Source organism: Ralstonia sp. RRA, assembly GCF_037023145.1.
GTDB lineage: Bacteria > Pseudomonadota > Gammaproteobacteria > Burkholderiales > Burkholderiaceae > Ralstonia.
In genome coordinates, this window is record NZ_CP146092.1 from 1,015,099 (window position 1) to 1,039,334 (window position 24,236).

At 64.6% G+C, this 24,236-nt stretch carries 23 protein-coding genes; 13 read left to right on the forward strand and 10 right to left on the reverse strand.

Annotated features, from left to right (window positions below; all coding sequences use genetic code 11):
• Nucleotides 1-74: 74 nt before the first annotated feature.
• Both cqsA and V6657_RS22725 read left to right on the forward strand, forming a co-directional pair.
• Entirely contained in the window at nt 75-1,364 is a 1,290-nt protein-coding gene (gene cqsA / locus V6657_RS22720; RefSeq protein ID WP_048935765.1) for an alpha-hydroxyketone-type quorum-sensing autoinducer synthase, read from the forward strand.
• On the forward strand, nt 1,361-2,659 hold the full coding sequence (locus tag V6657_RS22725; RefSeq protein WP_048935938.1) for a HAMP domain-containing sensor histidine kinase: 1,299 nt from the start codon (nt 1,361-1,363) through the stop codon (nt 2,657-2,659). Before cqsA ends, V6657_RS22725 begins: the two co-directional genes overlap by 4 nt.
• A 34-nt stretch (nt 2,660-2,693) precedes the next feature.
• Here the strand turns inward: V6657_RS22725 and fumC are convergent, their stop codons facing one another.
• Nucleotides 2,694-4,079 carry a class II fumarate hydratase gene (fumC, locus tag V6657_RS22730; RefSeq protein WP_048935766.1) on the reverse strand — a complete coding sequence of 462 codons (1,386 nt, stop codon included), beginning with the start codon at nt 4,077-4,079 and terminating at the stop codon, nt 2,694-2,696.
• 187 nt (nt 4,080-4,266) lie between these two features.
• Here fumC and mdtD point away from each other — a divergent pair, with 187 nt between their 5' ends.
• Nucleotides 4,267-5,703, forward strand: coding sequence for a multidrug transporter subunit MdtD (gene mdtD, locus V6657_RS22735; RefSeq protein WP_048935767.1), 1,437 nt, complete (start codon nt 4,267-4,269; stop codon nt 5,701-5,703).
• Here the strand turns inward: mdtD and V6657_RS22740 are convergent, their stop codons facing one another.
• Entirely contained in the window at nt 5,704-7,854 is a 2,151-nt protein-coding gene (locus tag V6657_RS22740; RefSeq protein ID WP_048935768.1) for an ATP-dependent helicase, read from the reverse strand.
• A gap of 151 nt (nt 7,855-8,005) precedes the next feature.
• Nucleotides 8,006-8,485 carry a hypothetical protein gene (locus V6657_RS22745; protein ID WP_048935769.1) on the reverse strand — a complete coding sequence of 160 codons (480 nt, stop codon included), beginning with the start codon at nt 8,483-8,485 and terminating at the stop codon, nt 8,006-8,008.
• A gap of 92 nt (nt 8,486-8,577) precedes the next feature.
• On the opposite strand from V6657_RS22745, the gene V6657_RS22750 reads away from it, so the two are divergent.
• The gene (locus V6657_RS22750; protein ID WP_048935770.1) at nt 8,578-9,606 is read left to right on the forward strand and encodes a dienelactone hydrolase family protein; all 1,029 of its coding nucleotides are present in this window, start codon (nt 8,578-8,580) and stop codon (nt 9,604-9,606) included.
• A 10-nt stretch (nt 9,607-9,616) separates the two neighbouring features.
• On the opposite strand, the gene V6657_RS22755 is transcribed toward V6657_RS22750, so the two are convergent.
• Both V6657_RS22755 and V6657_RS22760 read right to left on the reverse strand, forming a co-directional pair.
• Nucleotides 9,617-9,925 (reverse strand): hypothetical protein, encoded by a 309-nt coding sequence (locus V6657_RS22755; protein ID WP_048935771.1) that lies wholly within the window; start codon nt 9,923-9,925, stop codon nt 9,617-9,619.
• Nucleotides 9,926-10,079: 154 nt separating this feature from the next.
• A complete protein-coding gene (locus tag V6657_RS22760; RefSeq protein WP_048935772.1) occupies nt 10,080-10,412 on the reverse strand; it encodes a YnfA family protein in 333 nt (110 codons plus the stop codon).
• Between the two features lie 116 nt (nt 10,413-10,528).
• Between V6657_RS22760 and V6657_RS22765 the strand changes: the two genes are divergently transcribed.
• Nucleotides 10,529-10,837, forward strand: coding sequence for a DUF1272 domain-containing protein (locus V6657_RS22765; protein WP_048935773.1), 309 nt, complete (start codon nt 10,529-10,531; stop codon nt 10,835-10,837).
• Between the two features lie 13 nt (nt 10,838-10,850).
• Here the strand turns inward: V6657_RS22765 and V6657_RS22770 are convergent, their stop codons facing one another.
• Both V6657_RS22770 and V6657_RS22775 read right to left on the reverse strand, forming a co-directional pair.
• Nucleotides 10,851-11,861 (reverse strand): TraB/GumN family protein, encoded by a 1,011-nt coding sequence (locus V6657_RS22770; RefSeq protein ID WP_048935774.1) that lies wholly within the window; start codon nt 11,859-11,861, stop codon nt 10,851-10,853.
• A gap of 49 nt (nt 11,862-11,910) precedes the next feature.
• Nucleotides 11,911-12,522 (reverse strand): TetR/AcrR family transcriptional regulator, encoded by a 612-nt coding sequence (locus V6657_RS22775; RefSeq protein ID WP_048935775.1) that lies wholly within the window; start codon nt 12,520-12,522, stop codon nt 11,911-11,913.
• 179 nt (nt 12,523-12,701) lie between these two features.
• Between V6657_RS22775 and V6657_RS22780 the strand changes: the two genes are divergently transcribed.
• Nucleotides 12,702-14,165, forward strand: a complete 1,464-nt coding sequence (locus V6657_RS22780; RefSeq protein WP_082170319.1) for an MFS transporter — start codon at nt 12,702-12,704, stop codon at nt 14,163-14,165.
• Between the two features lie 37 nt (nt 14,166-14,202).
• Nucleotides 14,203-15,123, forward strand: a complete 921-nt coding sequence (locus tag V6657_RS22785) for an alpha/beta fold hydrolase (RefSeq protein WP_048935777.1) — start codon at nt 14,203-14,205, stop codon at nt 15,121-15,123.
• 3 nt (nt 15,124-15,126) lie between these two features.
• Here V6657_RS22785 and V6657_RS22790 read toward each other — a convergent pair whose 3' ends face one another.
• Nucleotides 15,127-16,317 carry a hypothetical protein gene (locus V6657_RS22790; protein WP_048935778.1) on the reverse strand — a complete coding sequence of 397 codons (1,191 nt, stop codon included), beginning with the start codon at nt 16,315-16,317 and terminating at the stop codon, nt 15,127-15,129.
• Between the two features lie 177 nt (nt 16,318-16,494).
• On the opposite strand from V6657_RS22790, the gene V6657_RS22795 reads away from it, so the two are divergent.
• The 5 genes from V6657_RS22795 to V6657_RS22815 all read left to right on the forward strand — a co-directional run bounded on the left by V6657_RS22795 (nt 16,495) and on the right by V6657_RS22815 (nt 21,851).
• Nucleotides 16,495-16,896 (forward strand): DUF2946 domain-containing protein, encoded by a 402-nt coding sequence (locus V6657_RS22795; protein WP_048935779.1) that lies wholly within the window; start codon nt 16,495-16,497, stop codon nt 16,894-16,896.
• A 96-nt stretch (nt 16,897-16,992) separates the two neighbouring features.
• Nucleotides 16,993-19,311, forward strand: a complete 2,319-nt coding sequence (locus tag V6657_RS22800; RefSeq protein WP_048935780.1) for a TonB-dependent receptor — start codon at nt 16,993-16,995, stop codon at nt 19,309-19,311.
• A complete protein-coding gene (locus tag V6657_RS22805; protein ID WP_048935781.1) occupies nt 19,311-20,573 on the forward strand; it encodes a sialidase family protein in 1,263 nt (420 codons plus the stop codon). The genes V6657_RS22800 and V6657_RS22805 overlap by 1 nt, the downstream gene beginning before the upstream one ends.
• A complete protein-coding gene (locus V6657_RS22810) occupies nt 20,570-21,076 on the forward strand; it encodes a redoxin domain-containing protein (protein ID WP_048935782.1) in 507 nt (168 codons plus the stop codon). Before V6657_RS22805 ends, V6657_RS22810 begins: the two co-directional genes overlap by 4 nt.
• A 70-nt stretch (nt 21,077-21,146) precedes the next feature.
• Entirely contained in the window at nt 21,147-21,851 is a 705-nt protein-coding gene (locus V6657_RS22815) for a hypothetical protein (protein ID WP_048935783.1), read from the forward strand.
• 286 nt (nt 21,852-22,137) lie between these two features.
• On the opposite strand, the gene V6657_RS22820 is transcribed toward V6657_RS22815, so the two are convergent.
• Entirely contained in the window at nt 22,138-22,428 is a 291-nt protein-coding gene (locus V6657_RS22820; protein WP_048935784.1) for a hypothetical protein, read from the reverse strand.
• Nucleotides 22,429-22,445: 17 nt separating this feature from the next.
• Nucleotides 22,446-23,204, reverse strand: a complete 759-nt coding sequence (locus V6657_RS22825; RefSeq protein WP_048935785.1) for a sulfite exporter TauE/SafE family protein — start codon at nt 23,202-23,204, stop codon at nt 22,446-22,448.
• A 134-nt stretch (nt 23,205-23,338) separates the two neighbouring features.
• On the opposite strand from V6657_RS22825, the gene V6657_RS22830 reads away from it, so the two are divergent.
• The gene (locus V6657_RS22830) at nt 23,339-24,223 is read left to right on the forward strand and encodes a LysR substrate-binding domain-containing protein (RefSeq protein ID WP_048935786.1); all 885 of its coding nucleotides are present in this window, start codon (nt 23,339-23,341) and stop codon (nt 24,221-24,223) included.
• Nucleotides 24,224-24,236 lie beyond the last annotated feature (13 nt).

The following is a 24,236-nucleotide window of genomic DNA, read 5'->3' on the forward strand; positions in this document are numbered from 1 at the left end:
TCGGATTGCATCCCGGTGGTCGATGCAAGGCCATCGGTGTTTGGTCCTTCCATTACCAACCCGACGAGGCCTCCATGACCACGCTGCCAACGCACGTCTCTTCTGCATTACTCCCCACACCTTCTCCTGCCGCGCCGGCGCTGCCGGACTGGATCGCTGTTCGCATGCGGCGTCACTATGACGATCGCATGGGCAAGCTCTGGGGCGGAGACCACCTGCTCCACGGCCGCACGCCAGGGCCCGATGCCCTGTTCCTGAACAGCAACGACTACCTATGCCTGCTCGGCGAGCGGGAATTGGTGCGCGCACAGGCGCGTGCGCTGCTTGGGCATGAGCACGAACTGCTCATGTCGGCCGTGTTCCAGCACGGCGATACCCCGCAGAGCCGGGTGGAAGCCCGACTGGCTGCCATGATGCGCGCCGAGGCCGGCTTGATCGCTCAATCCGGCTGGGCCGCGAATGTCGGGTTGATCCAGTGCATTGCGGGACCAGCCGTGCCTGTCTATATCGATATGGCGGCGCATGCCTCGCTGTGGGAGGGTATTACGGCAGCCGGCGCGGTGCCGGTGCCATTTCGCCATAACGATGTGGACCATCTGAACCGGCAACTGGAGCGGACCGGCCCCGGCATCATCGTGGTGGATTCCGTCTACAGCACGACCGGCAGCGTGGCGCCGTTGACGGCGCTGGTGGTGGCGGCCGAGGCCAGCGGCTCGGTCATCGTCGTGGACGAATCCCATTCACTTGGGACGCACGGGCCAGGCGGGGCGGGGCTGGTAGTGCAACTGGGGCTGGAGCGCCGTGTGCACTTTCGCACGGCGTCATTGGCCAAGACGTTTGCCGGCCGTGCGGGGTTTGTCGCCTGCAGTGGCTTGTTCAAGGATTTCTTTGCCGTGGAGGCTCGCCCGGCCATTTTCAGTTCGGGGTTGCTGCGGCACGAATTGGCCTGGTTCGAGGCCGCAGCGGATTTCATTGGCGCGGCGGAGGCTCGTCGCGAAAGTCTGCATGCCATCACCCGCTCCGTGCGCGCAGGTATCGCCGCGCTGGGCTACAACATCAGTGACGGCACCGAGCAGATCATCGGGCTGGAGGCGGGGCCCGAGCCGCAGGTCAAGGTGCTGCGCGATGCATTGCAGGCCCACGGCATCTTTGGTGCGGTATTCTGTGCGCCGGCTACGCCCAGAAACCGGGCGTTGGTGCGCCTGACGCTGCATGCCAAGCTCACGCCCGCAGAGATCGGGCGGCTGCTTGGTGTTCTGGCAGAGATTCGTGATCGGGTGGGGCTGGACGATTGGGCGTCCACGCGCCGGATGCGAAGACCTGCAGCCGCCGTTCAACTCAATGCATGTTTGGCGAACGCATGACGAACACAGTGGGTGGAGTCCCCGCAGACAATCCGGGTCGCTGGCCGGCCAGCGTCTGGCAGTACCTCGCTGCCTCGTTGACGAGCGCGGCATTGCTTGACGAAGAGAGCGCGGCGCGGCTGCGCCGCATCCGCTTCGTGGGTGCGCTGGGGGTGCTCGGCCACCCGTTGTACTTCGTGATCTGGTCGGTCGTTTTTCCGCAGCCGTATGAGAACGTCTGGCTGCGCGCCATCTGCACGCTGCTGTTCATCCCGCTGCTGTTTGCCAACCGGCTGTCGCAATACAAGTGGCTGCCGGCCTATGCCCTGTTTGCCATCACGGCCGGGTTGCCTTTCGCGTTCATCTTCTTCTATCTCGAGAACGCCGGGACGATGGTGTGGGCGGAGTCGGTGGTCATTGCCGTCGTCATCCTGTTCCACTTCAGCACGGCGTTTGCACTGATTTCGCTTATCAGTGGTGCCGTGGCTGCGACGGGGCTGTTCTTGCTGGCAGGCAACGCAGTGGCGGCGTTTCCGTGGCATGCGCTGCTGGAGCAGGTGCCGGTGGTGGCGTTTGTCATGGCCGTGCTCGTCGTCATCAAGCTGGACCGCCAGATCCTGGCTGAGCAGAAACAGCGCGGCGTGGCGCTGGCGTTGGGCACAGTGGCCCATGAGTTGCGCACGCCGCTGGCCAGCCTAGCCCTGACAGCGCGCGGCATTCAGGACCGCTTGCCCAAGCTGGTATCGGCCGATCACCCAGACCTGCCGGCAGTACAGCATGCGGTCGAACGCATGCGTACCGATGTCGTGCGTGCCAACAACAGCATCGAGCTGCTGGTCGCCAATTCAAAGGATCCGCAGACCGTCAGCATCAACTGGTTTGATCCGCACGAGGCGATCTGTTCCGCCATCGCGGCCTTTCCGTTTGAGCCTGGTACGCGGGAACTAGTGTCGATTGCACCGAGCATCGGTGTGCGGGTGCTTGGCAACGCAAGCCTGTTCGAGCACATCATCACCAACCTGACCAAGAACGCGCTGGAGGCGATCCAGCGCGTGGGCAAGGGTGACCTTTACATTGCCTATGAACGGCTGCCACGCGCCTTCGAGATCGTGGTGCGCGATACGGGGTCGGGCATCTCGTCGACCGTGCTCAAGCGGATGTTCGAGCCGTTCTTCTCCTACCCGGCGCATCGCGGTACGGGCATCGGCCTGATGTTCTGCCGAAAGGTGCTGCGTGGTTGGGGCGCCAGCATTTCGTGCAAGTCGGTCGAACACGAGTACACCGAATTCCGCATCCGCTTCCCGAACCCGCGCTGATGCTTCTGGCGCAGGGCTCGGGGCTGCCCGCGGCTTACCGGCCGACCATATTCTCTGGTCGCACCCACGCATCAAACTGCTCGGGCGTGACATAGCCGAGCGCCAGTGCCGCTTCACGCAGGCTCGTGCCTTCCTTGTGCGCTTTCTTGGCGATCTGCGCGGATTTGTCGTAGCCGATGTGCGGGTTGAGCGCCGTCACCAGCATCAGCGAGCGCTGCACAAGTTCGTCGATGCGGGCACGGTTGGGCTCGATGCCCACGGCGCAGTGGTCGTTGAAGCTGCGCATGCCGTCGGCCAACAGGCGTGTGCTGTGCAGGAAGTTGTAGGCAATCATCGGGCGGAACACGTTCAGTTCGAAATTGCCGGATGCGCCGCCAATGTTGACCGCGACATCGTTGCCGAACACCTGCGCGCACAGCATCGTCACGGCTTCGCTCTGCGTGGGGTTGACCTTGCCGGGCATGATGGACGAGCCCGGCTCGTTCTCGGGGATGGAGATTTCGCCCAGGCCGCTGCGCGGGCCGCTCGCCAGCCAGCGGATGTCGTTGGCGATCTTGGTGAGGCTGGCGGCCAGCGTCTTCAGCGTGCCGTGCGCATGCACTAGGCCATCGGCGGAGGCCATGGTTTCGAACTTGTTGGGCGAGGTGACGAAGGGCAGGCCGGTCAGGTTAGCCAGCTCGGCAGCCACCTGTTCGGCGTAGCCGGCCGGCGCGTTCAGGCCGGTGCCCACTGCCGTGCCGCCCAGCGCCAGCTCGCACAGGTGCGGCAGCGCCGCGTTCAGGTGCGTTTCGTTGTGCTGCAGTTGTGCGACATAGCCGGAGAACTCCTGGCCGAGCGTGAGCGGCGTGGCGTCCTGCAGGTGCGTGCGACCGATCTTGATGATGTCGTCGAAGTCCGCCGCCTTTTTGGCAAGCGTTTCGCGCAGCGTGCGCAGCGACGGAATCAGGTGCCGTGTGATGGCGGTAACAGCCGCCACGTGCATTGCCGTCGGGAACACGTCGTTGGACGACTGGCTGCGGTTGACGTCGTCGTTCGGGTGCACGAGGCGGCCCTCGCCGCGCTCGCCGCCCAGCAGTTCGCTGGCGCGGTTGGCGAGCACCTCGTTCATGTTCATGTTGCTCTGCGTGCCGGAGCCGGTCTGCCAGACCACCAGCGGGAATTCGTTCGGGTGCTTGCCCGCGATGACTTCATCCGCCGCAGCGATGATGGCGTTGGCCTTCTCGGCCGGCAGCAGCCCCAATCGGTGGTTGACGGCGGCACTTGCGCGCTTGATGCGAGCCAGCGCGTCGATCAGTTCGCGCGGCATGCGGTCGCCCGCAATGTCGAAGTTCTGCAGCGAGCGCTGCGTCTGCGCGCCCCACAGATGATTGGCGGGGACTTCAATGGGGCCAAAGGTGTCGCGTTCGGTACGGGTGGTCATGGCAGGTCTGCACGAGGGTGACTGGGACGAACGCCCACCAGTATAGGCGGCGGGTTTGCTCCTAGTGCCCGCGTTTGCTGTAGGGTGACCGGCACATTGCGTGGTTTGCGGACCAGCGCCGTACACGCCACAATGTCGCCTCGTCGTGCAATTCGGCGCCGTACGAAGTCTGCTGCCCCTGCCTGCCATGTCCACCTCCGTTTCCGTCGACAAGTCCCTCCAACCCTTGCTCTGGCTGGTGGCGGTTGGTCTCTTCATGCAGACGCTGGATTCCACCATCGTCAATACGGCATTGCCGGCCATGGCGCGCAGCCTGTCGGAAAGCCCGCTGAAGATGCAGTCGGTCATCATTGCCTACACGCTGACGACCGCCATGCTGATGCCCGCCTCGGGCTGGCTGGCTGACCGCTTCGGCACGCGGCGCATGTTCTTTGCGGCCATCTTCCTGTTCACCATCGGCTCGCTGCTGTGCGCGGAGTCGCGCAGCCTGAACATGCTGATTGCCTCGCGCGTGGTGCAGGGCGTGGGCGGTGCATTGCTGATGCCGGTCGGGCGGCTGACGGTGTTGCGCGTGGTGCCGCGCGAGCAGTTTCTGCCGGCCATGAGCTTCGTCACCATTCCGGGGCTGATCGGCCCGCTGATCGGCCCCACGCTGGGTGGCTGGCTGGTGGAGGCGGTGTCGTGGCACTGGATCTTCCTGATCAACATTCCGGTGGGCCTGGCTGGTGCGCTCGTCACGCTCAAGGTCATGCCCGATGTGCGCGCAGACGATGAGAGCCGTTTCGACTGGACTGGCTACGCCATGCTCGCGTTTGGCATGGCGGCGGTGTCGTTCTCGCTCGACGGGCTATCGGGATTGGGCTTTCAGCACGCGACGGTGTTGGTGCTGCTGATCTTCGGGCTGGCGGCGCTCACCGCGTACTGGCTGCATGCGGGGCGCACGGTTGAGGGTAAGGCGGGGCCGCTGTTTCCGCGCTCGCTGTTTGCAATTCCGAGTTTTTCGATCGGCATTCTCGGCAACCTGTTCGCGCGGATCGGTACCGGTGGGATGCCGTTCCTGATCCCGCTGCTGTTGCAGGTGAGCCTGGGCTACTCACCGCTGCAGGCCGGCTTGATGATGGTGCCGGTGGCCGCGGCCGGCATGGCGGCCAAACCGTTGGGCACCTGGGCCATCAAGCGTTTTGGCTATCGCCGCATGCTGTTCACCAACACGCTCATGGTGGGCCTGACGATGGCCAGTTTTGCGGTGATGACGCCCGATGTACCAGTGTGGCTGCGCATCGTGCAGTTGGCGCTGTTCGGCACGTTCAACTCGATGCAGTTCACTGCCATGAACACGCTCACGCTCAAAGACCTGAGTGGGCCGCATGCCAGCTCGGGCAACAGCATGCTCTCCATGGTGATGATGTTGTCAATGAGCCTGGGGGTGGCCGCGGCCGGCGCGTTGCTCACGGGCTTTACCGACTTTACCGTCGGGCCGGAAGGGCGCGATACGCTGGCGGCCTTCCACAAGACCTTCGTCTGCGTCGGCTTCATGACCGCGGCGGCGGCGTGGATCTTCGCGCAGCTTTCGCACGCAGAGCCCGCGCAGGTGCTCAAGCGGGCTGAGGTGGACGTCGAGTGATCACTTCTGCCAGTAGCCGCGCATCTTCTTGGTGAGATCGACTTTGGCGGCGGCGCGGGCTTCGGCTGCTGGGTCCGCACCGGGTTCGGGCGGCGGCCAGGCACAGGCCTCGAACAACGGCAGCAGCGCAGGCGGAATGAAGCGCGTGCGCGACGCATAGATGTGCCGGTCGCCATTGGGCGTCTGCTGCGTGACATAGAAGCGCTGCGGCACCAGGATGTCCAGGTGCTCGCGCGCACGCGTCATGGCCACGTAGAGCAGGCGGCGCTCTTCTTCCAATTCCTCGTGCGAACCGGCGCCCAGGTCGGCAGGCATGCAGCCATCCACGGCGTTGAGCACGTACACCGCCTTCCACTCCTGGCCCTTTGACGAGTGAATGGTGGAGAGGATCAGGTAATCCTCATCGCGATATGGGGCGCCGGATTCATCGCTGGTCAGCTCGGGTGGGTCGAGCGTCATCTCCGTCAGGAAGCGCTCGCGCGTGGCGTAGGTGGCGGCCATGCGGGCGAGCTGGTCCAGATCGCCCTGGCGTACGGCGGCATCGTCGTGCAGGCGTTCCATGTGCGGCGTGTACCAGGTGCCCACGGCTTCGAGTTCGCTCGCCCATTCCAGGCTGTCTTTCGGTGCGCGCAGCTGTTGCATGAGCGCCATCAACGCGGTCCAGTCACCGGCCAGGCGGGCGGGGGGCTCGTACGCGAGCAGCGCTGCAATCGGGTCCACCGCTTCGGCCATGGCGTCGAGCACGCGTGCGGCAGTGGCGGGGCCTGCGCCCGGCAGCAACTGGATCACGCGAAACCCGGCGATGCGGTTGCGCGGGTTCTCGGCCCAGCGCAGCACCGAGAGCACATCCTTCACGTGCGACGCTTCGAGAAATTTCAGCCCGCCGTATTTCACGAAGGGGATGTTGCGGCGGGTGAGTTCGATCTCCAGCGGCGCACTGTGGCTGGCCGTGCGGAACAGCACCGCTTGCGATTTCAATGCGAGCCCGCCTTCACGCTGATGCAGCACCTGCTCGGCCACGCAGCGCGCCTGCTCGGCTTCATCGCGCACCGAGATTAGCCGCGGGCGATGTGTGGATGCGCGGTCTGTCCACAGCGTCTTGGCAAAGCGCTCCGTGGCGAAGCGCATCACGCCATTCGACGCATCGAGAATCGGTTGTGTCGAGCGGTAATTGCGCTCCAGCAGCACCGTATGCGCCGGCCGGGTGAAATGGCGCGGGAAGTCGAGGATGTTGCGCACCGTCGCCGCGCGAAATGCGTAGATCGACTGCGCATCGTCGCCCACCACCGTCACGCCACGGCCGTCCGGGCGCAGCGCACGCAGGATGGATGACTGCAGCCGGTTGGTGTCCTGGTATTCGTCGACGAGGATGTGGTCGAAGCGCGCGCCGATCTCGGCGGCCAGTTCGGCATCGGATACCATCGCGTGCCAGTACAGCAGCAGGTCGTCGTAGTCGAGCACGTGCTGCGCCTGTTTGGCTTCCACGTAGGCGTCGAACAGTGTGCGCAGCGGTGTTTCCCACATCGCGCACCACGGAAAGTGGTGCTTGAGCACGGCGTTGAGTGGGCTCTCCGCATTGATGGCGCGCGAGTATATGGCCAGGCAGGTCTGCTTGAGCGGGAAGCGGCGCTCCTTGGTCGACAGGTTCAGCTCGTGGCGTACGACGTTGAGCAGATCGGCAGAATCGCTGCGGTCGTGGATGGTGAAATCGGGGGCGAGGCCGACGCGCTCGGCGTATTCGCGCAGCAGGCGCGCGCCGATGCCGTGGAACGTGCCGGCCCAGGGCAGGGTGGTCTGGTACGACGTGCCGGCAGCATTGAGGATGCTGTTGGTGCGTTCGCCTTGCATGGCGCGCGCCAGCAGATGGCCGGCGCGATTGGACAACTCGCTCGCAGCCCGGCGCGAGAACGTCAGCAGCAGGATGCGTTGCGGATCCGCCCCGTTGGCGACCAGGTGTGCGACGCGCCAGCCCAGCGTGTGTGTCTTACCCGATCCGGCGCCGGCCAGCACGAGCAGCGGCCCGGTCTCAGCCGCATCCGCCCCGGAAATGCCGAACTCGACCGCCTGGCGCTGCTGGTCGTTCAGTTGGGCCAGGTAACCCGGGGTGACCGGGTCATTGGCGGTGTCAGGGTTGGGAGAAGCGGAAAGCACGGCGGGGGCGTCACAGAAAATAACTGTATAAATATACAGCACTGTGCTATCCGTCGATCAAAAGCGAGAACGGTGATGTCACACCCTTGCAACGGGCGCGACACCACCGTGTTTGCGCACGGCAAGACCCGCTTGCGTGCGTCAGACCTGCTTAGTGGCGTTGTTGCACGTACCGCTGCACATCACTGATCGAGGCTTGGCCTGATTGCGCGGTGTCGATCTGGTCAAAGTGCTTTGCCACATAGCCCAGACCGCTGGCTTGGGCTTGCGCTTTGGTGATCGAACCACCCTTGCTCAGCGCCGCGTTTGCACTCAGCCGTTTCACAATGCGCTGCTGGGCCTCCTGCTGCAGTTGGTCGCCGGTGGTCGCGAGCTTCAACCCTGCGCTCGAGTTTTCGATGGCGGTGGTTTCAACCGCATCCGCAAAGTAATTCAGGATGGACGATTGCTGCACGATGCCGGTGTGGTGCACGCCCGCCGATTCCAGCGCCAGCGCCAGCATGTTGGTGCGCGGAGTGCCGTACGACTCGCCGTACAGATAGATCGGCGATCTGCTGCGGCTGTTCACCGTCAGGTAGCACTGGATGAAGTCGTTGTATGGGCGTACAGCCGGCAAGACGACCGCCGGCATGTACCCGGTGGCACATGGTATTGCGGTGCCAGAGGTTCTCCCTAAGATGGTTCTACGGGACATCAACCATCATCTGCGCAAGGGGATGTGTCATGCGATACGAAGCGGGTCATGCATCGCACTTCAACCGATGGGTTTCATGTCTGATATGGCTGGCTGCTGTCGTGCTGTCGCCCATGGCGGTGGCACAGGCGCTGCAACCGGACACCCAAGGTCGGATCGAGTTCAACAGCTTCACCCCCAAGACCATGTTCGATCTGGCGCGCGAGCGTCGGCAGAATTGGCCTGAGCAGAAAATCTGGGGAGACTTGTCGTTGCCCAAGACGGATGCCGCCAAGGTGCCCGCCATCGTGCTCGTGCACGGCAGCAGTGGTGTGGAACCCGCCATGGCGCAATGGGTGCAGGCACTCAACGAGGTCGGCGTCGCCACCTTTGTCATCTACATCTTCGAACCGCGCGGCGTGAAACGCACCGTGGAAGACCAGACGCGCGTGCCCCACTCGGCCGACATGGTCGATGCCTACCAGGCGCTGCAACTGCTGGCGACCCACCCGCGCATCGACCCAGCGCGTATCGGCATCATGGGGTTCTCGCGTGGCGGTACGGTGGCCTTTCAGACGGAAGAAGAGCCGCTGCGGCGCGCCGTGATCAAGAGCGACCTCAAGTTTGCGCTGCACATTCCGGTGTATGCGGCGTGCAGCCAGGTGTACTGGTCGCCTGAATTGAGCCGCGCGCCCATGCTCAATCTGGTGGGGGCAGATGACGACTACGTGATGCCTGAGCCGTGCGAACAACTGGCCAAGCGCTACGCAGATGCCGGTGTGCCCGTGCGGACGATCCGCTATGACAGCGCTCGGCACGGGTGGGACAGCACAGTTGCGCTGGCTTACCTGGGCCGGGCTACGAAGGCAACGTCATGCGGTGTTGTGCGGTGGGACATCGATACATGGACGGTAACCGCCGAACGCACTGGCGAAGTCATTGAACCCGCCAAGCTCCGGGATTTCTTCGCTGGGTGCATGTCGCTGGGCGCGCATGTGGGACGCAACGAGGCCGCGTACCAGAAGTCCCGTAAAGACGTGCAGGCCTTTGTGCGAGAGGTTTTCTTTCCCGGCCATTGAGGCGGGGCAGTCAGATTCCGTCGCGCAGGTTTTTTGCCAGATCCTGAGGTGAGGTGCGCTGGTTCACGGCGTTGACGAGTTCAGCAAGAAACCATGGCAGCACGAGTTCTGTGCTCGAATCGGACAGGCCGATGCGCAGCCTCGGCTTTGAGGTCGGCTCGGCAGTCTGGTCGGATTGCACCGGCCGGCTTTGCGCAAGCATCGCCTGAAGCTCCTGATCGGAGAAGGTGGTGGACGACGTCGTGAGCGCAGAAGCGGTCATGGCTGCGGACATCAACGCCGATGCCACGACAAGGTGTTTAAGGATTGCGGCAGGCATGGAGGCCCTCCATCGACAAAAAGGACTGAATTGACGGCAATCGGCCGCAGTGACTGACTGCGCGGTTGCCGACAGCAATGATCCTCCTTCCGATGATAGTCGTGGCTTAGCGTTCCGTTTTGGTCAGGAAAGCGTAAATATCGCGCGCAATCGATCAAGTTGCCTGCGGTTGCAGCGCAATCACCGCCATGCCGATCAGCGCGATGGCCGCGCCGCCGATGTCCCACCGCGTGAGGGGAATGCCATCCACCCAGCGCAACCACACCAGCGCCACAGCGATGTACATACCGCCGTACGCCGCATACGTGCGCCCGGCCGCCGTTGGGTGCAGTGTCAGCAGCCAGGCAAACAGCGCGAGCGACGCCGCTGCCGGCAGCAGCAGCCAGATGGGCCTGCCCTGACGCAGCACGAGCCACGGCAGGTAGCAGCCGACGATTTCCGCCAGGGCGGTCACGGCAAACAGGAGGGCGATGCGGAGGAAGTCCACGAGTATGAGTCGGTGCCGGGGCAATCAGGTGAGGGTGCCGATTGTGGCATGCGCGGGCGCGGTGGTTTCTCGGTATTGTTGCGGTCTTATCCAACAACAACACGATTGGGGACCCCATGCTTGAACTCCGGCCCACCTGCGAACACTGCAACACCGCGCTGCCACCCGACGCCACCAACGCCCGCATCTGCTCGTTCGAGTGCACGTTCTGCGTGGCCTGTGCGGATGGTGTGCTCGGCAACGTGTGCCCGAACTGCGGTGGTGGTTTTACCGCGCGGCCAATCCGTCCATCCCAGAACTGGAAGAACGGCAATTTTCTTGGCAACCATCCAGCCAGTGCCACGGTCAAGCATCGGCCGGCCGACTTGGCCGCGCATGCGCAATTGGCGGCCGCCGTCGGGGCGACCCCACCAGAGAAGCGCTAACGCCCAGCGCAGGTTAGTGCGAAGCTGCCGGCGGCAGCACTTGCGTGACCGTAAACCCGCGTGCCGCCATGAGGGCCGGCAACCCCTGCGACCCGATCATATGCAGCGCGCCCACGGCGCCAAACACACGTTGGCCACGCGCATGCACGCGGGCAATGTTGTCGGCCATGGCGCGGTTGCGGTTGGTCACCAGGCGCTTGAAGGCGCGCTTGTCCGATGGCGTCTTCAGGCAATCGCACCACTGCGGATAGCGCTCCAGCGTGCTGAGGTCGCTATCGGCCCAGGCGTTGGCGAGCGTGAGGGTTTGCGTGCGCGCCTCGCCTGATTCAATGGCGTCGAGCTCCGTGTCGAACTGCTGCACCATTTCATTCTTCGGCACGATCTCGTCCAGCACACGCAGTTGGTCGGCCAGGGTTTCCAGCGGCACGATGGTCAGGTGGACGCTGTTGGCGTAGGTGGTCAGGAACAGGTCGATGCCGAAATCGGGGTAGAGCCCGTCAGCGCGCAGCCCCAGTGCTGACAATGAGGCGAGTTGCATGATCGGCTGGAACTTGCGGATCTGCGTGAGCGCGGCATCGGGCAGGCACGCGGCAGCGATGAGCTTGTCGAGGCGCTCGCCGCGGCGGCCGCTTGTCAGGCGGACATCGTCCTTGGTCGTGCGCGCAGCGAATGCCTTGCGGCTGCCTTCCTTGTCGAGCAGGTTGAGCTCAAGTGCAACGGCATCGCTTTGCTTGAGCGCATCGCGAACGGTGGGCCCAGGCAGCATCCAGTCGGCGCGCGCAACGTGGATCGTGCCGTACAGCCACGATGTGCGGCCGTCCTTTTCGATGCGCCAGAGCAGGCCATGGTCGGTGGCGCGCTGGGCGGCGGCGGCCCAGCCGTCTTTGGGGATGGAGTCAGACGCAGGCGGCGGGCAGGCACTTGCGGTTTGCGGTGATACGTCTTGCGCCGTGGCGGTGCCGATGCCCGACAACAGGCAGAGCGCCGCCGCAAGCGTGCGCCACAGGGTGCGATTGCGTGCCATGACTCTTCCCCGAGAAATCTTGTGATTTTGTGAGTGTGATGCTTGCAGTTTAGCGGGCGCCGGCCATCGCGTCCCATGCCGCCATCGCGCAATCGACGGTGGCGAGCAGTGCATCACGCGGGGCGCCATCGCGCGCCTGGATCGACAGGCCGTTGAGCACCGTGGCGTAGTAGCCGCCCAGCGCATCGGCGTTGGTGGTGGCGGGCACATCGCCCTCGTCGATGCCGCGGCGGATGCGGGCGCGGATGGCGTCGATGGTCTCCAGCCGGATCGCGCGCATGTCTTCCTGCACCTGCTGGTTGGGCGCGGAGCACAGCAGCGCGCCGAGCACGACCATGCAGCCGCGCGGCGCGTCCGGTTGGCTGAAGGCGAGGGCGTTGCTGCGCAGGAGCGCGTCGATCGATTCGCGGGCGGTGGCAGGTTCGGTCAGCGCAATGGCGGTGGTGCTGCCCGCCGTCTGCCGGTAGAGCGCGACTGCCTCGCGGAAGAGTGCTTCCTTTGAGCCGAACGCGGCATAAAAGCTTGGCGCAGTGATGCCACCCATTGCTGCCTTGAGGTCGTCGAGCGTGGTGCCTTCGTAGCCGCGCGCCCAGAACACGGTCATGGCCTGGCGCAGGGCGGTGTCGCGATCAAAGGTGCGGGGGCGTCCGCGTGTTGCCATGATGACTTCCTGAAATCCCTATTTCTGTACTGGGCAATATATTAATTCTTGACGCCCGTCATGTCGTGCCCTTAATTTGTATACCGGTCGATACATAAATAAGGGTTGCGCCTTTGAACACCACAACACATCAACACCCGCAGCATGCCAGGCGCTGGCTGGTGCTGGCCGCGGTCTGCATGGCGGGGCTGATCCTGCCGCTGTCCTTTACCGGCGCGGCGGTGGCCACACCAGCCATCGGGCGCACGCTGGGCGGTAGCGCCACGGCGCTCAACTGGGTGGTCAACGGCTTCATGCTGGCCTTCGGCAGTTGCCTGATGGTGGCGGGGGCCATGGCTGATGCGTTCGGGCGCAAGCGTATTTTTGCGAGTGGCATCGCCTTGTTTGTGCTCGCGTCGATTGGCGTGGCGGTGGCGCCCGGTGTGACTGCCATCGGCTGGCTGCGTGGGCTGCAGGGCGTGGCGGCTGCGATGTCGATGGCCGGCGGCTCAGCGGCACTCGCACAGGAGTTTGACGGGCACGCGCGCATCCGCGCCTTCAGCCTGCTTGGCACGACGTTTGGCGTGGGGCTGGCCTTTGGGCCGTTGATTGCCGGTGCGTTGATTCAGGCGGCGGGCTGGCGCGCGATCTTCGCGTTGTGCGCGGTGGTAGGCACATTGGCTTTCGTGTTTGGCGTGCCACGCATGCGTGAAACGCGCGACCCCGATGCGCGCGGCGTGGATTGGGCCGGTGCGGCCAGCTTCACGGCCACGCTGGTCCTGCTGACCTGGGCGCTGATGGAGGCGCCGGAGCGCGGCTGGGCAGATGGTGCGGTGCTGATGCTGTTCGCGGCGGCAGTGATCGGGCTGGTGGCGTTCATCGTGATCGAGCAGCGCGTGTCCCGACCGATGCTGGACTTGTCGTTGTTCCGCTTCCGGCGCTTTGTCGGCGTGCAGTTCCTGCCGATTGCCACGGCGTGCTACGTGGTGATGCTGGTTGTATTGCCCGCGCGCCTGATCGGCATCGAAGGGCAGAGCGAGACCCAAGCCGGCATCACGATGATCGCGCTGTCGCTGCCCTTGCTGATGGTGCCGCTGCTGGCGGTGCAACTGGCGCACCGGTGGTCGGCGGCAACGCTCACTTGCGCGGGGCTGCTGGTGGCAGCGGTGGGTTTCTGGTGGCTGGGTGATGTCGCCCCGGGCGCTGCTGCCACCGCGTGGATCGCGCCGATGCTGCTCACGGGCTTTGGCACTGGTTTCGCCTGGGGGCTGATGGATGGCCTCTCGGTGAGCGTGGTGCCCAAGGAGCGCGCCGGCATGGCGACCGGCATCTTCAGTACCACCCGTGTGGCCGGCGAGGCGATTGCGCTGGCCGTGGTGGGTGCCGCTCTCACCGCGCTGATCGTTGCGCAGACAGGCACGTCCGGCACCGTGAGCGCGGCGGCATGGATGGAGGCTGCGCACCGCACCGCCATGGGCAATGTTTCAGCGGCACTGACGCTGCTGCCGGCGGGCTCGGGGCCCATGCTCACCGCGGCATATGGCGTGGCGTTTGCGCAGCTCGCGCATGCGCTGGCCGTGGTGTCCGTTGTGTCGGCAGCGGTTGTCTGGGGGCTGCTTGGGCGCTCGCGGGCGGCGCTGTCGGTCGCCACTGAATCGGTCTAGCACCGGCCACCTTTCCCACATCAAGACGAGGCACCTCATGCTCCAAGCCAGCGACACGTTGGATGGCTCCTTCCCGTTTGCCCCGCACTTTACGGATGCCCCGGGTTTCCCGATGCACTACGTCGATGAAGGCCCGCGCGATGGGCACGTCATCCTGTGCCTGCATGGCGAGCCGACGTGGGGCTACCTGTTCCGGCATCTGATTGCCGCGCTGCGTGGCGCGCATCGCGTGGTGGTTCCCGACCACATGGGCTTTGGCAAGAGCGCCACGCCGCAAGACCGCAACTACTGGCTGCAAGACCACGTCGACAACCTCGAACGCTTCGTGCTGGCGCTGGATCTGCGCGAGATCACGCTGGTCATGCACGACTTTGGCGGGCCGGTGGGAATGGGGTTGGCGGCGCGCCATCCTGATCGCATTCGCCGTGTGATCTCCATCAACGGGCCAGCGCCGTTCGGCCAGCCCAGCCTGCTCGAACGGCTGACGGCAAACGCGCAGGTGTCGCCGTGGTTTCAGTGGGTCGCGCGTGCGCAGTCCGAAGGGCGTCTCGACACCGTGCTGGGGGAGCTTGGCTACAACATCCTCAGCACGCTCAAACTCAACGGTTTCGAGAACCACGCATGCATCAATAACACGTGGCTGCGTGCTTATGGCGCACCGTTCTCCACGCCTGACGAATGCGCGGGCGCGATCGGCTGGGCCAAGGGGTTTGCTACAGGAGCGCATCAATTCGAGATGCCGGATGCGGTGGCCAGGCAGGCCATCCAATCCAAACCGGCCCTGGCGATCTGGGGGATGGCCGACCGCACGCTGCATGCCGAGCATTTCCTGCCGCTGTTCAGCGAGCTGTTTCCGCAGGCACCCGTTCACAAGCTGGGCGGAGTGGGGCACTACAGCCTGGAGGATGCGCCGGAACCGATCGCGGCGCTTGTGACTGCATTCCTCCAGCAACCGTAGCCTCTATGGACTCAAGCGCGGCGGCACGGCGTGTGCGCCGCGCGTTTCGCGAAACCACAGCGCCAGGCTTTCGTCTTCCAGCGCATACGCGCCGCGCGATTCCTTCCAGATCAGGTTCTTGTCGCGCAGCGCGTCGAGCGCGGCTTGCACCGTGGCGGTGGAGAAATCACTGTGGCCAAGACGGGCGGCGTAGGCCTTCATCGCGTCTTCCGAGAACGGCGAGTAACCTTGCCCGCGCTCGATCAGCACCGCCAGCACGGTGCGCTGGATCTCGGTCAACGCGCTGTACTCGCTTTCGATTTCGCCCCAGATGCGGTCACGAAAGCCCTGCGCGCCGCGCTTGAGCAGCTCGCCCAGGCTGGCGGCCTCGCCCAGTTCCAGCGCGATCTCGCTGACGATGCCCTTGAGCATCTCGGGCCGGTGTCCGACCAGTTGGAAGGCGGCAAAGATGTCGTCTTCCTTGAACTGGTTGTTGGGCGCCAGGTGCTGGTTGACCCACGCGGTATAGGCCGACACATAGGCGCGGCCCAGCAGGGGAAAGTTGGTCACGCGCGAGCCGAAGAACGGCTGCGTGCGGTTGAGCAGCAGGTTGGCGAGCTTGTCGCGGTTCGAGCCCGTAAAGACCAGGAACAGGCGCGGCGCTTCTACACCCTGGTTCATCTGGTCGCGCGCGGCCTTGAGCGCAAACATGGCATTGGTGCCCGCCTCGGTGGACAGCGCGTGCTGCGCCTCGTCGATGATCAGCACGATCGGCCGCTGCACTGCCTTGTAGAGCACATCCAGCGCATCAGCCAGGGTAATGCCGGGCGGCAGCCCGATCTTGCCCAGGTTGAAGGTGAAGGCGCGCAGTACCTCCACCTTCTCCATGCCGGCCTGCTTGGCCAGCTTGGCGATCGGTCCGTCGAATTCAGACAGCTTCGACTTGATGGCGTCGGCAATCAGATGGCCGGGGTCGCGGGCGCGGTCGGCCCAGAGGTCGACATAGATGGCGATCCACTTGCGGCGCTCGACTTCGGGCACGAGGTCTTCGCGCAGGAACGTGCTTTTGCCGGTGCGCCGGGGTGCCGCCAGGAATAGGCCGGAGCGGGCATCGGCCAGGCCCTTGCCCTCCAGGCTGTCGCACAGCGTGTGGGCGAGATCCTGGCGGTGGAAGTTGAAGCGGCCAGTGTCGGTGTCCGAATCGGTGGGTGCCATCGCTTTAGACTCGATTATGGATTGTGGTATAAATTATAGCTAACTCCATAATTAAGGATAAATCCCAGCGGACTGCAACTTGATCTGCCCGATTTGTACGCTGCGCGACAGTACGTCGCAGGCAAAACGGGGAACCATGTGCAGCGCTATACTCCTCGGACTCCATCGTCCCACCCCATGCTCCATCGCCGCTGGCTCGCTCTCGTCTGGCTTGCGATCGTACTGAATGTACTGTCGCCGGTGCTCGCTTCCGCACGCGCGGCAGCCACGGGCACGCTCGCCGTCGACCTGTGCAGCGCAACGGCCCCGCATGGCAGCACGGTGCAGGTGACCATTGACCTGCAAGGCAATGGCTCCAGCGAGGATTCGGCTGCCCACCACAGTGTGGCGCACTGCCTGTACTGCCCGGGGTTTGCCGCCGGGTTTGCGCTGGCATCACCGCCGGCGCTGGAAGTGCCCACCGCCCATTTCATCTATCGCGTGCGGCAGCCGGCCAGCCCGGCACCCGTGTATGCGCGCAGTGCGCTGCGCGTGGCCGAGTCGCGCGCGCCGCCTCTGTCTCCGTCGTTGTCGATCTGATGCGCCCGCGGGGTTGAGCCTCGCGGCGCTTTTGCGTCTGGCCGCACGCAGGTTCGCGTGCATGGCCAGCGCCATCGCAATCCGGAGACCACCTCGATGTCATTCCACAAGCGCGCTGTGGCTGCCCGCCCCAAGCGCACACTGGTGTGCCGTGCAGCGCTCGCCCTAAGCGCAGCGGCACCGCTGTCCATTTTTGCCGCCGAAGATGCCGCGCAAGCCCCTGAGCTTGTTGCCCAGGAGCTTGCGCCCACCGTGGTACGCGCCAACGCCGCGCCCGCGCCGTTCGCCCGCAACACGCCGGCCGTGGTGCAGACCGTCACCGCTGACCAACTGGCCGACCGCAACGTCGTCACCACCGAAGACGCCGTCAAATACCAACCGAACGTGATGGTGCGTCGCCGCTTCATTGGCGATCGCAACTCCATCTTTGCCGGCCGTGACTTCAACGAGATTCAGAGCGCGCGCGGCCTGCTGTATGCCGACGGCATCCTGCTTTCCAACCTGCTGGGCTCCAGCTACACCTTCCCGCCACGCTGGTCGATGGTCGGGCCGGATGATCTGGCGCGCGTCGATATTCTGTACGGGCCGTTCTCGGCACTGCTGCCGGGCAATTCGATGGGCACGACCATTTCGATGACGTTGCGCAAGCCCGAGACCTTCGAAGCCGCCGCACAAACGCAGGTCATGAGCCAGCGCTTCAGCGATGCCTACGGCTTCTCGCGCAACGTCACCGGCAACCATGAGAGCGCATCGCTGGGCGATCGCATTGGCAAGTTCTGGTATGCGCTGTCGGTCGATCGGCTGGAAAACGACAGCCAGCCGATGCAGTACGCCACGCCCAATTCCAGGTTCGCCCAGGGCGGCACGCCGGTGCCGGTAACCGGCGCCAAGCAAGACCTCGGCCCCAATGGACTGCCGCGCGTGATTCTCGGGCCGCAGATGCTTGAGCGCACGCAGCAATTGCAAGAGACGCTGCGCATGGGCTATGTCTTCAGCGAAAGCCTGGAGGCATCGCTGACGCTCGGCCACTGGGAGAACCACTACAACGATCAGGCGCTGAGCTTCCTGCGCGATGCGGCGGGCAACGTTGTGACGGGCGGCAATGTGCTCATCAACGGCACGCCGTACACCATCGCCCAGAACGCCTTTGCCCCGCAGAACGGCGACCAGGAAAACTGGCTCTATGGCCTGGGCGTCAAGGGCAAGCTTGGCGGCTGGAAGATCGACGCCAATGCCTCGGCCTACAACGTCACCCGCGACATCCTGCGCGCTTCCAACACGGCGGCCGGCAACGGCCCCGGCACGGTGTTCTACGGCGATGGCACGGGCTGGTCCAACTTTGACGTGAAGGCCGTCTCACCCACGGTGTCCGGCCACACCTTCACTACCGGCTACCACTACGACCAGTACCACCTGCGCAACCAGACCTTCAACGCGACCAACTGGTCGGCCGGGGCGATTTCAACGCTCAAGTCCAGCTACCAGGGCGATACGCAGACGCAGGCCGTCTTCCTGCAAGACGCCTGGGCCTTTGCGCCGCGCTGGCTGGCGACGCTGGGCCTGCGTTATGAAACCTGGCGCGCCTACAACGGCCAGCTTGGCAACGGCAATGCCACGCTAGGCTACGCCAGTCGCACCGAAGACGCGTTCAGCCCCAAGGCCGCGCTGCAATGGCAGGCCACGCAAGACACGCTGCTGCGCCTGTCGTATGGCCGTGCGGTGCGTTTCCCGACGGTGTCGGAGTTGTTCCAGGGGGCGATCAGCGGCAACACCATCGTCAACAACGACCCCAACCTCAAGCCCGAGCGCGCCAACGACTTCGACTTCACCGTCGAGCAGGCCGTGCCCTACGGCACGCTGCGCACGAGCCTGTTCCAGAGTGATGTGCGCGACAGCATCTACACGCAGACCAACATCCTGGTCACGCCCAACGTGACCAACGTGCAGAACGTTGACCGCGTGCGCACGCGCGGTATCGAACTTGCTTATTCCGGGCAGGACGTGATGCGCGATGTGGGCGTACGCGGCGTCGACGTGGAAGCCAACGTGGCCTTCACGCAAGCGAAGACGCTGGCCGATGCTGCCAACCCCACCTACGTCGACAAGACCTGGCCGCGCATGCCCCGTGTGCGTGCCAACCTGTTCGCGAGCTGGCACGCCACGCCGGATTGGGCGGTGGGCGCGGGTGTACGCTATTCGGGCCGGCAATACGGCACGCTCGACAACACCGATGTGCTGCCCAATGTCTACGGCGGCACCAGTAGCTTCTTCACGGTGGACCTGAAAGCCAGCTATCGCATCGACAAGCACTTCACGCTGGCGCTCGGCGTCGACAACCTGACGGATCGGAAGTATTTCGTGTACCACCCGTACCCGTCGCGCACGTTCTATGGGCAACTGAAATGGCGTCTGTAATGCACTCGATTTCTCCGTTGTTCCGATGGACCGCTGGGTTGCTGCTGGCGTTGGCAAGTACGTTGGCATTCGCGCACGAAGGGCACGATCACGGTGCCATGGCCGGCAAGGCCGCCGCCAAACCGCAACTCGCCACCACGGCCGCGTTTGATAAGGCGGGCCGGTTGTGGGTGACCTGGGCAGAAGGGCAGCACGTGGTGGTTGCGTCGTCCGACGACCTCGGCAAGACGCTCTCCAAGCCGCAGCGCATCAACCCGCAGCCGGAGCCGATCTACACCGACGGCGAGAATCGCCCGAAGGTGATCGCCAGCCCGGATGGCGCGCTGTATGTGAGCTGGTCGCGCCCGCTCGAAGCGCCGTACACGGGCTACGTGCGCTTCTCGCGCTCGCTGGATGGCGGCAAAACGTGGAGCGCGCCCATCGTCGTTCACCATGATCGCCAGCCGATCACGCACCGCTTCGATTCGATTGCGGTGGACGGCGACGGCCGCATCTTCGTCACGTGGATCGATAAGCGTGACCTGCTGCGTGCGCAGGCGGCCAAGCAGCCGTATGACGGTGCGGCGCTGTACTACACCGTCTCCACCGACCGGGGCGCCACATTCGCACCGGAGCGCAAGGTGATCGACCAGACCTGCGAGTGCTGCCGCATTGCGCTGGCGCCGGATGCTAATGGCCACATGCTCGCGCTGTGGCGCAACGTGTTTGCCGGGCAGATTCGCGATCACGCGCTGGCGACCTTGCCCGTCGACAACACGCCGTTTGCCATCACGCGCGCGACGTTTTCCGAGTGGCGTGTGGATGCCTGCCCGCACCACGGTCCAGCGCTGGTCGTGACGGCCGATGGTGTGCGGCACATGGCGTGGTTCTCGGTGCAACAGGAGAAGCCGGGGCTGTTCTACAGCCGACTCTCGGCGGATGGCCGACCGATTGGCGGTGCCTGGGCGTTTGCCGGTTCCGCGCAAGCGGGTGCACAGGCATCGCACCCGGCGTTGCTGGCTGCCGACGGAACGCTGTGGCTCGCCTGGAAGCAGTTTGCCGATGACCACATGCAGATCCTGTTGCGCAAGTCGACCGATGGCGGCGCGCACTGGACAGCGCTGGTCAGCCTGGCGCGCACCGATAGCGGCAGCGACCACCCGCAACTGCTTGCACGCGACGGCCACATCTACCTGTCGTGGCGCACGCAGGTCGAACGCTATCGGCTGATCGACGCGACCCATGCTGTTCCCGCCAATGCAACGCTGGAGGCTGCGCTATGAACATCCGCTTGAAGACGCTGGCGATGGGGTTGGCGCTGACTGCCGCCGCCTTTGTCGCGCAGGCCGCCGAAGCGCTGCACTTCCAACCGCTGCTTGCGCGTGATGTGCCAGCGCTGCTGCAGACCCCGCGTGCTCGCCCGCTCATCGTCGAGATCTGGTCGCTCGATTGCAGCTACTGCCGCGAGAACATCGGTCGTATCGCGCAATGGCGACGCACCGCCAAGCGGAACGTGGACGTGGTGATGGTGGCGATGGACGGCCCGGAACAGGCCGACATGATGAACCGCGCGTTGGCGCCGCTGGCGCGTGACAGCAAGGTCGGCCTTGCACATATGCCGCAATACGCCAACGCCGAGGCCATGCCCGAGCGCATGCGCGCTGCGCTGGACCCCGGCTGGCAAGGCGAGATGCCGCGCACGATCATCCTGCGTGCCGACGGCAAGCGTCATGCATCGAGCGGTCTGCTCACGCCAGAGACCCTGGATGCGGCGCTCGCGCACTAAGCTCCCTTAACCTAGCTGGAGGAACGCTCTGAAATAATCCCGGCCCCAATTCAACAACAAAGGCAGGGAAATGAGCGTTCTCAATAAAGTCGAAAGTGGTTATCTGCAACTGATGCGGATTCTGGTGCTGGCGCTGGCCACGATCGTGCTGGTGGGCGTAGTCGTGCTGGGCGTAAGCGCGGTGAGTGACTACAACGCCAAGCCGGCAACCGTCTCGGAGGCCATCGACATCAAGGCTTCGTCCTTCAAGCTCGACGACGACGCGGCAGAGGGTACAGGCGACGATGCCGCCAAGCAGCACCCGGGCGCAGCCAAGCTGGAAGCGGCACTGGCGGACGTCATCAACAAGCACGGCAAGACGCTGCTCGGTGCATCGTTCCAGTTCGACAAGGCGGAAGTGCATGAACTGGTGGTTGGCGCGCTGGAAGACCCCGATCAGGGCGAGCCGTTCCTCACCTCGCAGACGGCGTATCTGGACCAGGTGCTGGGCCGTGCCGATGTGGCCAAGCAGGCCAAGACGAGCGAAGCGTTCTATGCGATCGTCAACAAGGTGTTTGTGGACTACCACATGGCCTATATCACCGAGAAGGACCGCATCTCCACCGCAAAGGATGCGGCCAAGCTGGAAGCCAGCGACAAGCGCTCGAACGTCTATATCTCGGTGTACATGATTGCCGCGCTGTTCTCGGCGTTCATCATGCTGGTGCTGCTGATTGTGCAGATCCGCATTGAGCGCAGCATCCGCGTGATGTCGGAAGCCAACGCCCGCGCTTGAGGCCATCTGGCGGCCAAGGCGCGTCTCTTATCGGAAGTGTGAACAGTCCTTAAAGAAAATGGCGCGGACCCCCCTCGTTGTTGGGGTATGGCGGGGGGCGTGTACTTTTTATAATGGCCTCGCTTTGTGAATTCCGGCGCATTGCTCGTTCACAAAGCACACCCGACCATCTTTCGTCGTCAAAGGCTGAAGATGTTAAGCCCGCTCGCCCCCCGGCCCGCGGGCTTTTTCTTTGCGCGATCCATGTCGGATCTGTACTGCGGCGGGGGCGGATGATAACGCGCTCTTAACGCGTTGTCGCGTGCGACGAAGTGGGGTATGCGGCGGCCGGGCGCTCCGTTTCGTTGGAGGCCGCACCCAGGCCGATGCCGAGTGCCGCCAGCAGGATGGCAACACCGCGCGCAATGTAGAACACCGTTTGTGCGCTGAGCATTTCCGCTTCAGGGGGCTTTGCTTCGGCGGGTCGGGCATGCCAAGTGTCGTACGCGGTGTGGCGCGATGCGTGCATCGGCACAGCATCGCGATGGGCGCGCGGTGCACGCGTGCGGTGCGTCGGATGAGGCTGCATGTCTGACATGGCGGTGCTCCTCATACTCAAGCGTGGGACCAGGCGCGCCAGAACAGCAGCGCCGTCATCGAAAAGCCGAAGGTCGAAATCAACGCCCGCACGACCGGCACGGGCAGGCGCTTGCCGACGTGCGCGCCCAGATAACCACCGAGCGCGGCGGCCACCAGCATGACCAGCGTCTGCGGCCACCAGACCATCCTGGCCAGGGCAAAGCACAGCACGGCAACCAAGTTGGTGGCGCCCACCAGAAGCGTGCGCGAAGCATTCAGTGCTTTGATGTCGTCGTGGCCGAACAGGGCCCAGACCGCCATCATCATGATCCCGACCGCGCCGCCAAAATAGCCGCCGTAGATGGCCAGCCCTCCCTGGGCGATCAGCAGCATCGTGCGGTTGATCTGCATGCGCTGGCGCAACCATGCCCCGGCCTGTTTGCCGAAGGTGAACGCCAACGTGCCCACCAGCAGCAGCCACGGCACGATGAAGTCGAACGCGTGCGAGGACGTGCTCATCAGCAGCAGGGCGCCCGCGAGGCCGCCCATCAGGCTGACCGCCACCATGGCACGCATCGAGACCTGCTCGAACCCGCGGTAGTCGCTGCGATAGGCCCACGCCGAGGTGGCCGCACCGGGCAGCAGCGCGACCGTGCTCGATGCATTGGCCGCAACCGACGGCACGCCGGCAAACATGAGCGCGGGCAGGGTGACAAACGAGCCGCCGCCCGCCAGTGCATTCATCATGCCGGCGAGCAGGCCCGCGCCAAAAAGCAGCAGCGTGGCGGATTCCATTGGGGGCGAGGAGTGTGTTGGGGTGTTGCGTTGGAAGATGCCTCAGTTTCTGCCACTGGCGACCCCGCCACAATCTGCGATACATTGATCCAGCCTCAGGGTGAAGCTGAGGCTCAAGCCACTTTCACTCTGCCATGCGTTTCGATCTGACCGATCTGCGACTTTTTCTGCACACCGCCGAGGCCGGCAGCATTACCGCCGGCGCCGAGCGTTCGCACCTGACGCTGGCTTCCGCCAGTGCGCGCATTCGTGGCATGGAGGAGACGTTGGGCGCGCCGCTGCTGATGCGCAACCGGCGCGGCGTGGAAACCACCGCCGCCGGCCGAACGCTGGCGCACCACGCGCGTGTCGTCCTGCAGCAGATGGACCGCATGCGCGGCGAGCTGGGCGAGTACGCGCGTGGGCTGAAGGGCTACGTGCGGCTGTTGTCCAACACGGCCGCCATGACCGAGTTCCTGCCCGAAACGCTGAGCGCTTTCCTCGCGGCCCATCCCGAAGTCGACATCGACCTGGAAGAGCTGGTCAGCCACGAAATTGTCGAGGCGATTGCACAGGGGCGGGCCGACATCGGCATCGTCAACGATGCGGTGGATCTGTCGGGGCTTGAGACGTTTCCATTTCGCCATGATCGGCTGGTGCTGGTCACCGCGCGCGATCACCCGCTGGCCGAGCGCCGCGAACTGGCTTTCGTCGAGACACTGCAGGAGGCCTTTGTCGGCCTGACTGGCGACAACGCATTGCAGGCGTATCTGGCCGGCCATGCTGCGCGCGCAGGCTATCGGCTCAAGTACCGCGTGCGGCTGCGCAGCTTTGATGCGGTGTGCCGGATGGTGGAGCGCAACGTGGGTGTCGGTGTAATTCCCGAGCACGCGGCCATCCGGCTGCAGCGCTCAATGGGGATTCGCCGCGTGCGCCTGACCGATGCCTGGGCGACGCGGTTGCTGCGTATCTGCGTGCGCAGGTTTGATGACCTGCCGGTCTTTGCGCGGCAACTGATCGAGCATTTGCGCGAGGCCTGAGCGTGGTGCTCGT

Coding starts and splice junctions, on each gene's coding strand:
- V6657_RS22805 (WP_048935781.1), top strand. CDS start 19,311: ATGCACTCGATTTCTCCGTTGTTCCGATGGACCGCTGGGTTGCTGCTG.
- V6657_RS22770 (WP_048935774.1), bottom strand. CDS start 11,861: ATGGCACGCAATCGCACCCTGTGGCGCACGCTTGCGGCGGCGCTCTGC.
- V6657_RS22745 (WP_048935769.1), bottom strand. CDS start 8,485: ATGCCGGCGGTCGTCTTGCCGGCTGTACGCCCATACAACGACTTCATC.
- V6657_RS22790 (WP_048935778.1), bottom strand. CDS start 16,317: ATGGCACCCACCGATTCGGACACCGACACTGGCCGCTTCAACTTCCAC.
- V6657_RS22780 (WP_082170319.1), top strand. CDS start 12,702: ATGGCGGGGCTGATCCTGCCGCTGTCCTTTACCGGCGCGGCGGTGGCC.
- V6657_RS22795 (WP_048935779.1), top strand. CDS start 16,495: ATGCTCCATCGCCGCTGGCTCGCTCTCGTCTGGCTTGCGATCGTACTG.
- V6657_RS22815 (WP_048935783.1), top strand. CDS start 21,147: ATGAGCGTTCTCAATAAAGTCGAAAGTGGTTATCTGCAACTGATGCGG.
- V6657_RS22830 (WP_048935786.1), top strand. CDS start 23,339: ATGCGTTTCGATCTGACCGATCTGCGACTTTTTCTGCACACCGCCGAG.
- V6657_RS22825 (WP_048935785.1), bottom strand. CDS start 23,204: ATGGAATCCGCCACGCTGCTGCTTTTTGGCGCGGGCCTGCTCGCCGGC.
- V6657_RS22755 (WP_048935771.1), bottom strand. CDS start 9,925: ATGCCTGCCGCAATCCTTAAACACCTTGTCGTGGCATCGGCGTTGATG.
- fumC (WP_048935766.1), bottom strand. CDS start 4,079: ATGACCACCCGTACCGAACGCGACACCTTTGGCCCCATTGAAGTCCCC.
- cqsA (WP_048935765.1), top strand. CDS start 75: ATGACCACGCTGCCAACGCACGTCTCTTCTGCATTACTCCCCACACCT.
- V6657_RS22810 (WP_048935782.1), top strand. CDS start 20,570: ATGAACATCCGCTTGAAGACGCTGGCGATGGGGTTGGCGCTGACTGCC.
- V6657_RS22725 (WP_048935938.1), top strand. CDS start 1,361: ATGACGAACACAGTGGGTGGAGTCCCCGCAGACAATCCGGGTCGCTGG.
- V6657_RS22785 (WP_048935777.1), top strand. CDS start 14,203: ATGCTCCAAGCCAGCGACACGTTGGATGGCTCCTTCCCGTTTGCCCCG.
- V6657_RS22775 (WP_048935775.1), bottom strand. CDS start 12,522: ATGGCAACACGCGGACGCCCCCGCACCTTTGATCGCGACACCGCCCTG.
- V6657_RS22800 (WP_048935780.1), top strand. CDS start 16,993: ATGTCATTCCACAAGCGCGCTGTGGCTGCCCGCCCCAAGCGCACACTG.
- V6657_RS22765 (WP_048935773.1), top strand. CDS start 10,529: ATGCTTGAACTCCGGCCCACCTGCGAACACTGCAACACCGCGCTGCCA.
- V6657_RS22820 (WP_048935784.1), bottom strand. CDS start 22,428: ATGTCAGACATGCAGCCTCATCCGACGCACCGCACGCGTGCACCGCGC.
- V6657_RS22750 (WP_048935770.1), top strand. CDS start 8,578: ATGCGATACGAAGCGGGTCATGCATCGCACTTCAACCGATGGGTTTCA.
- mdtD (WP_048935767.1), top strand. CDS start 4,267: ATGTCCACCTCCGTTTCCGTCGACAAGTCCCTCCAACCCTTGCTCTGG.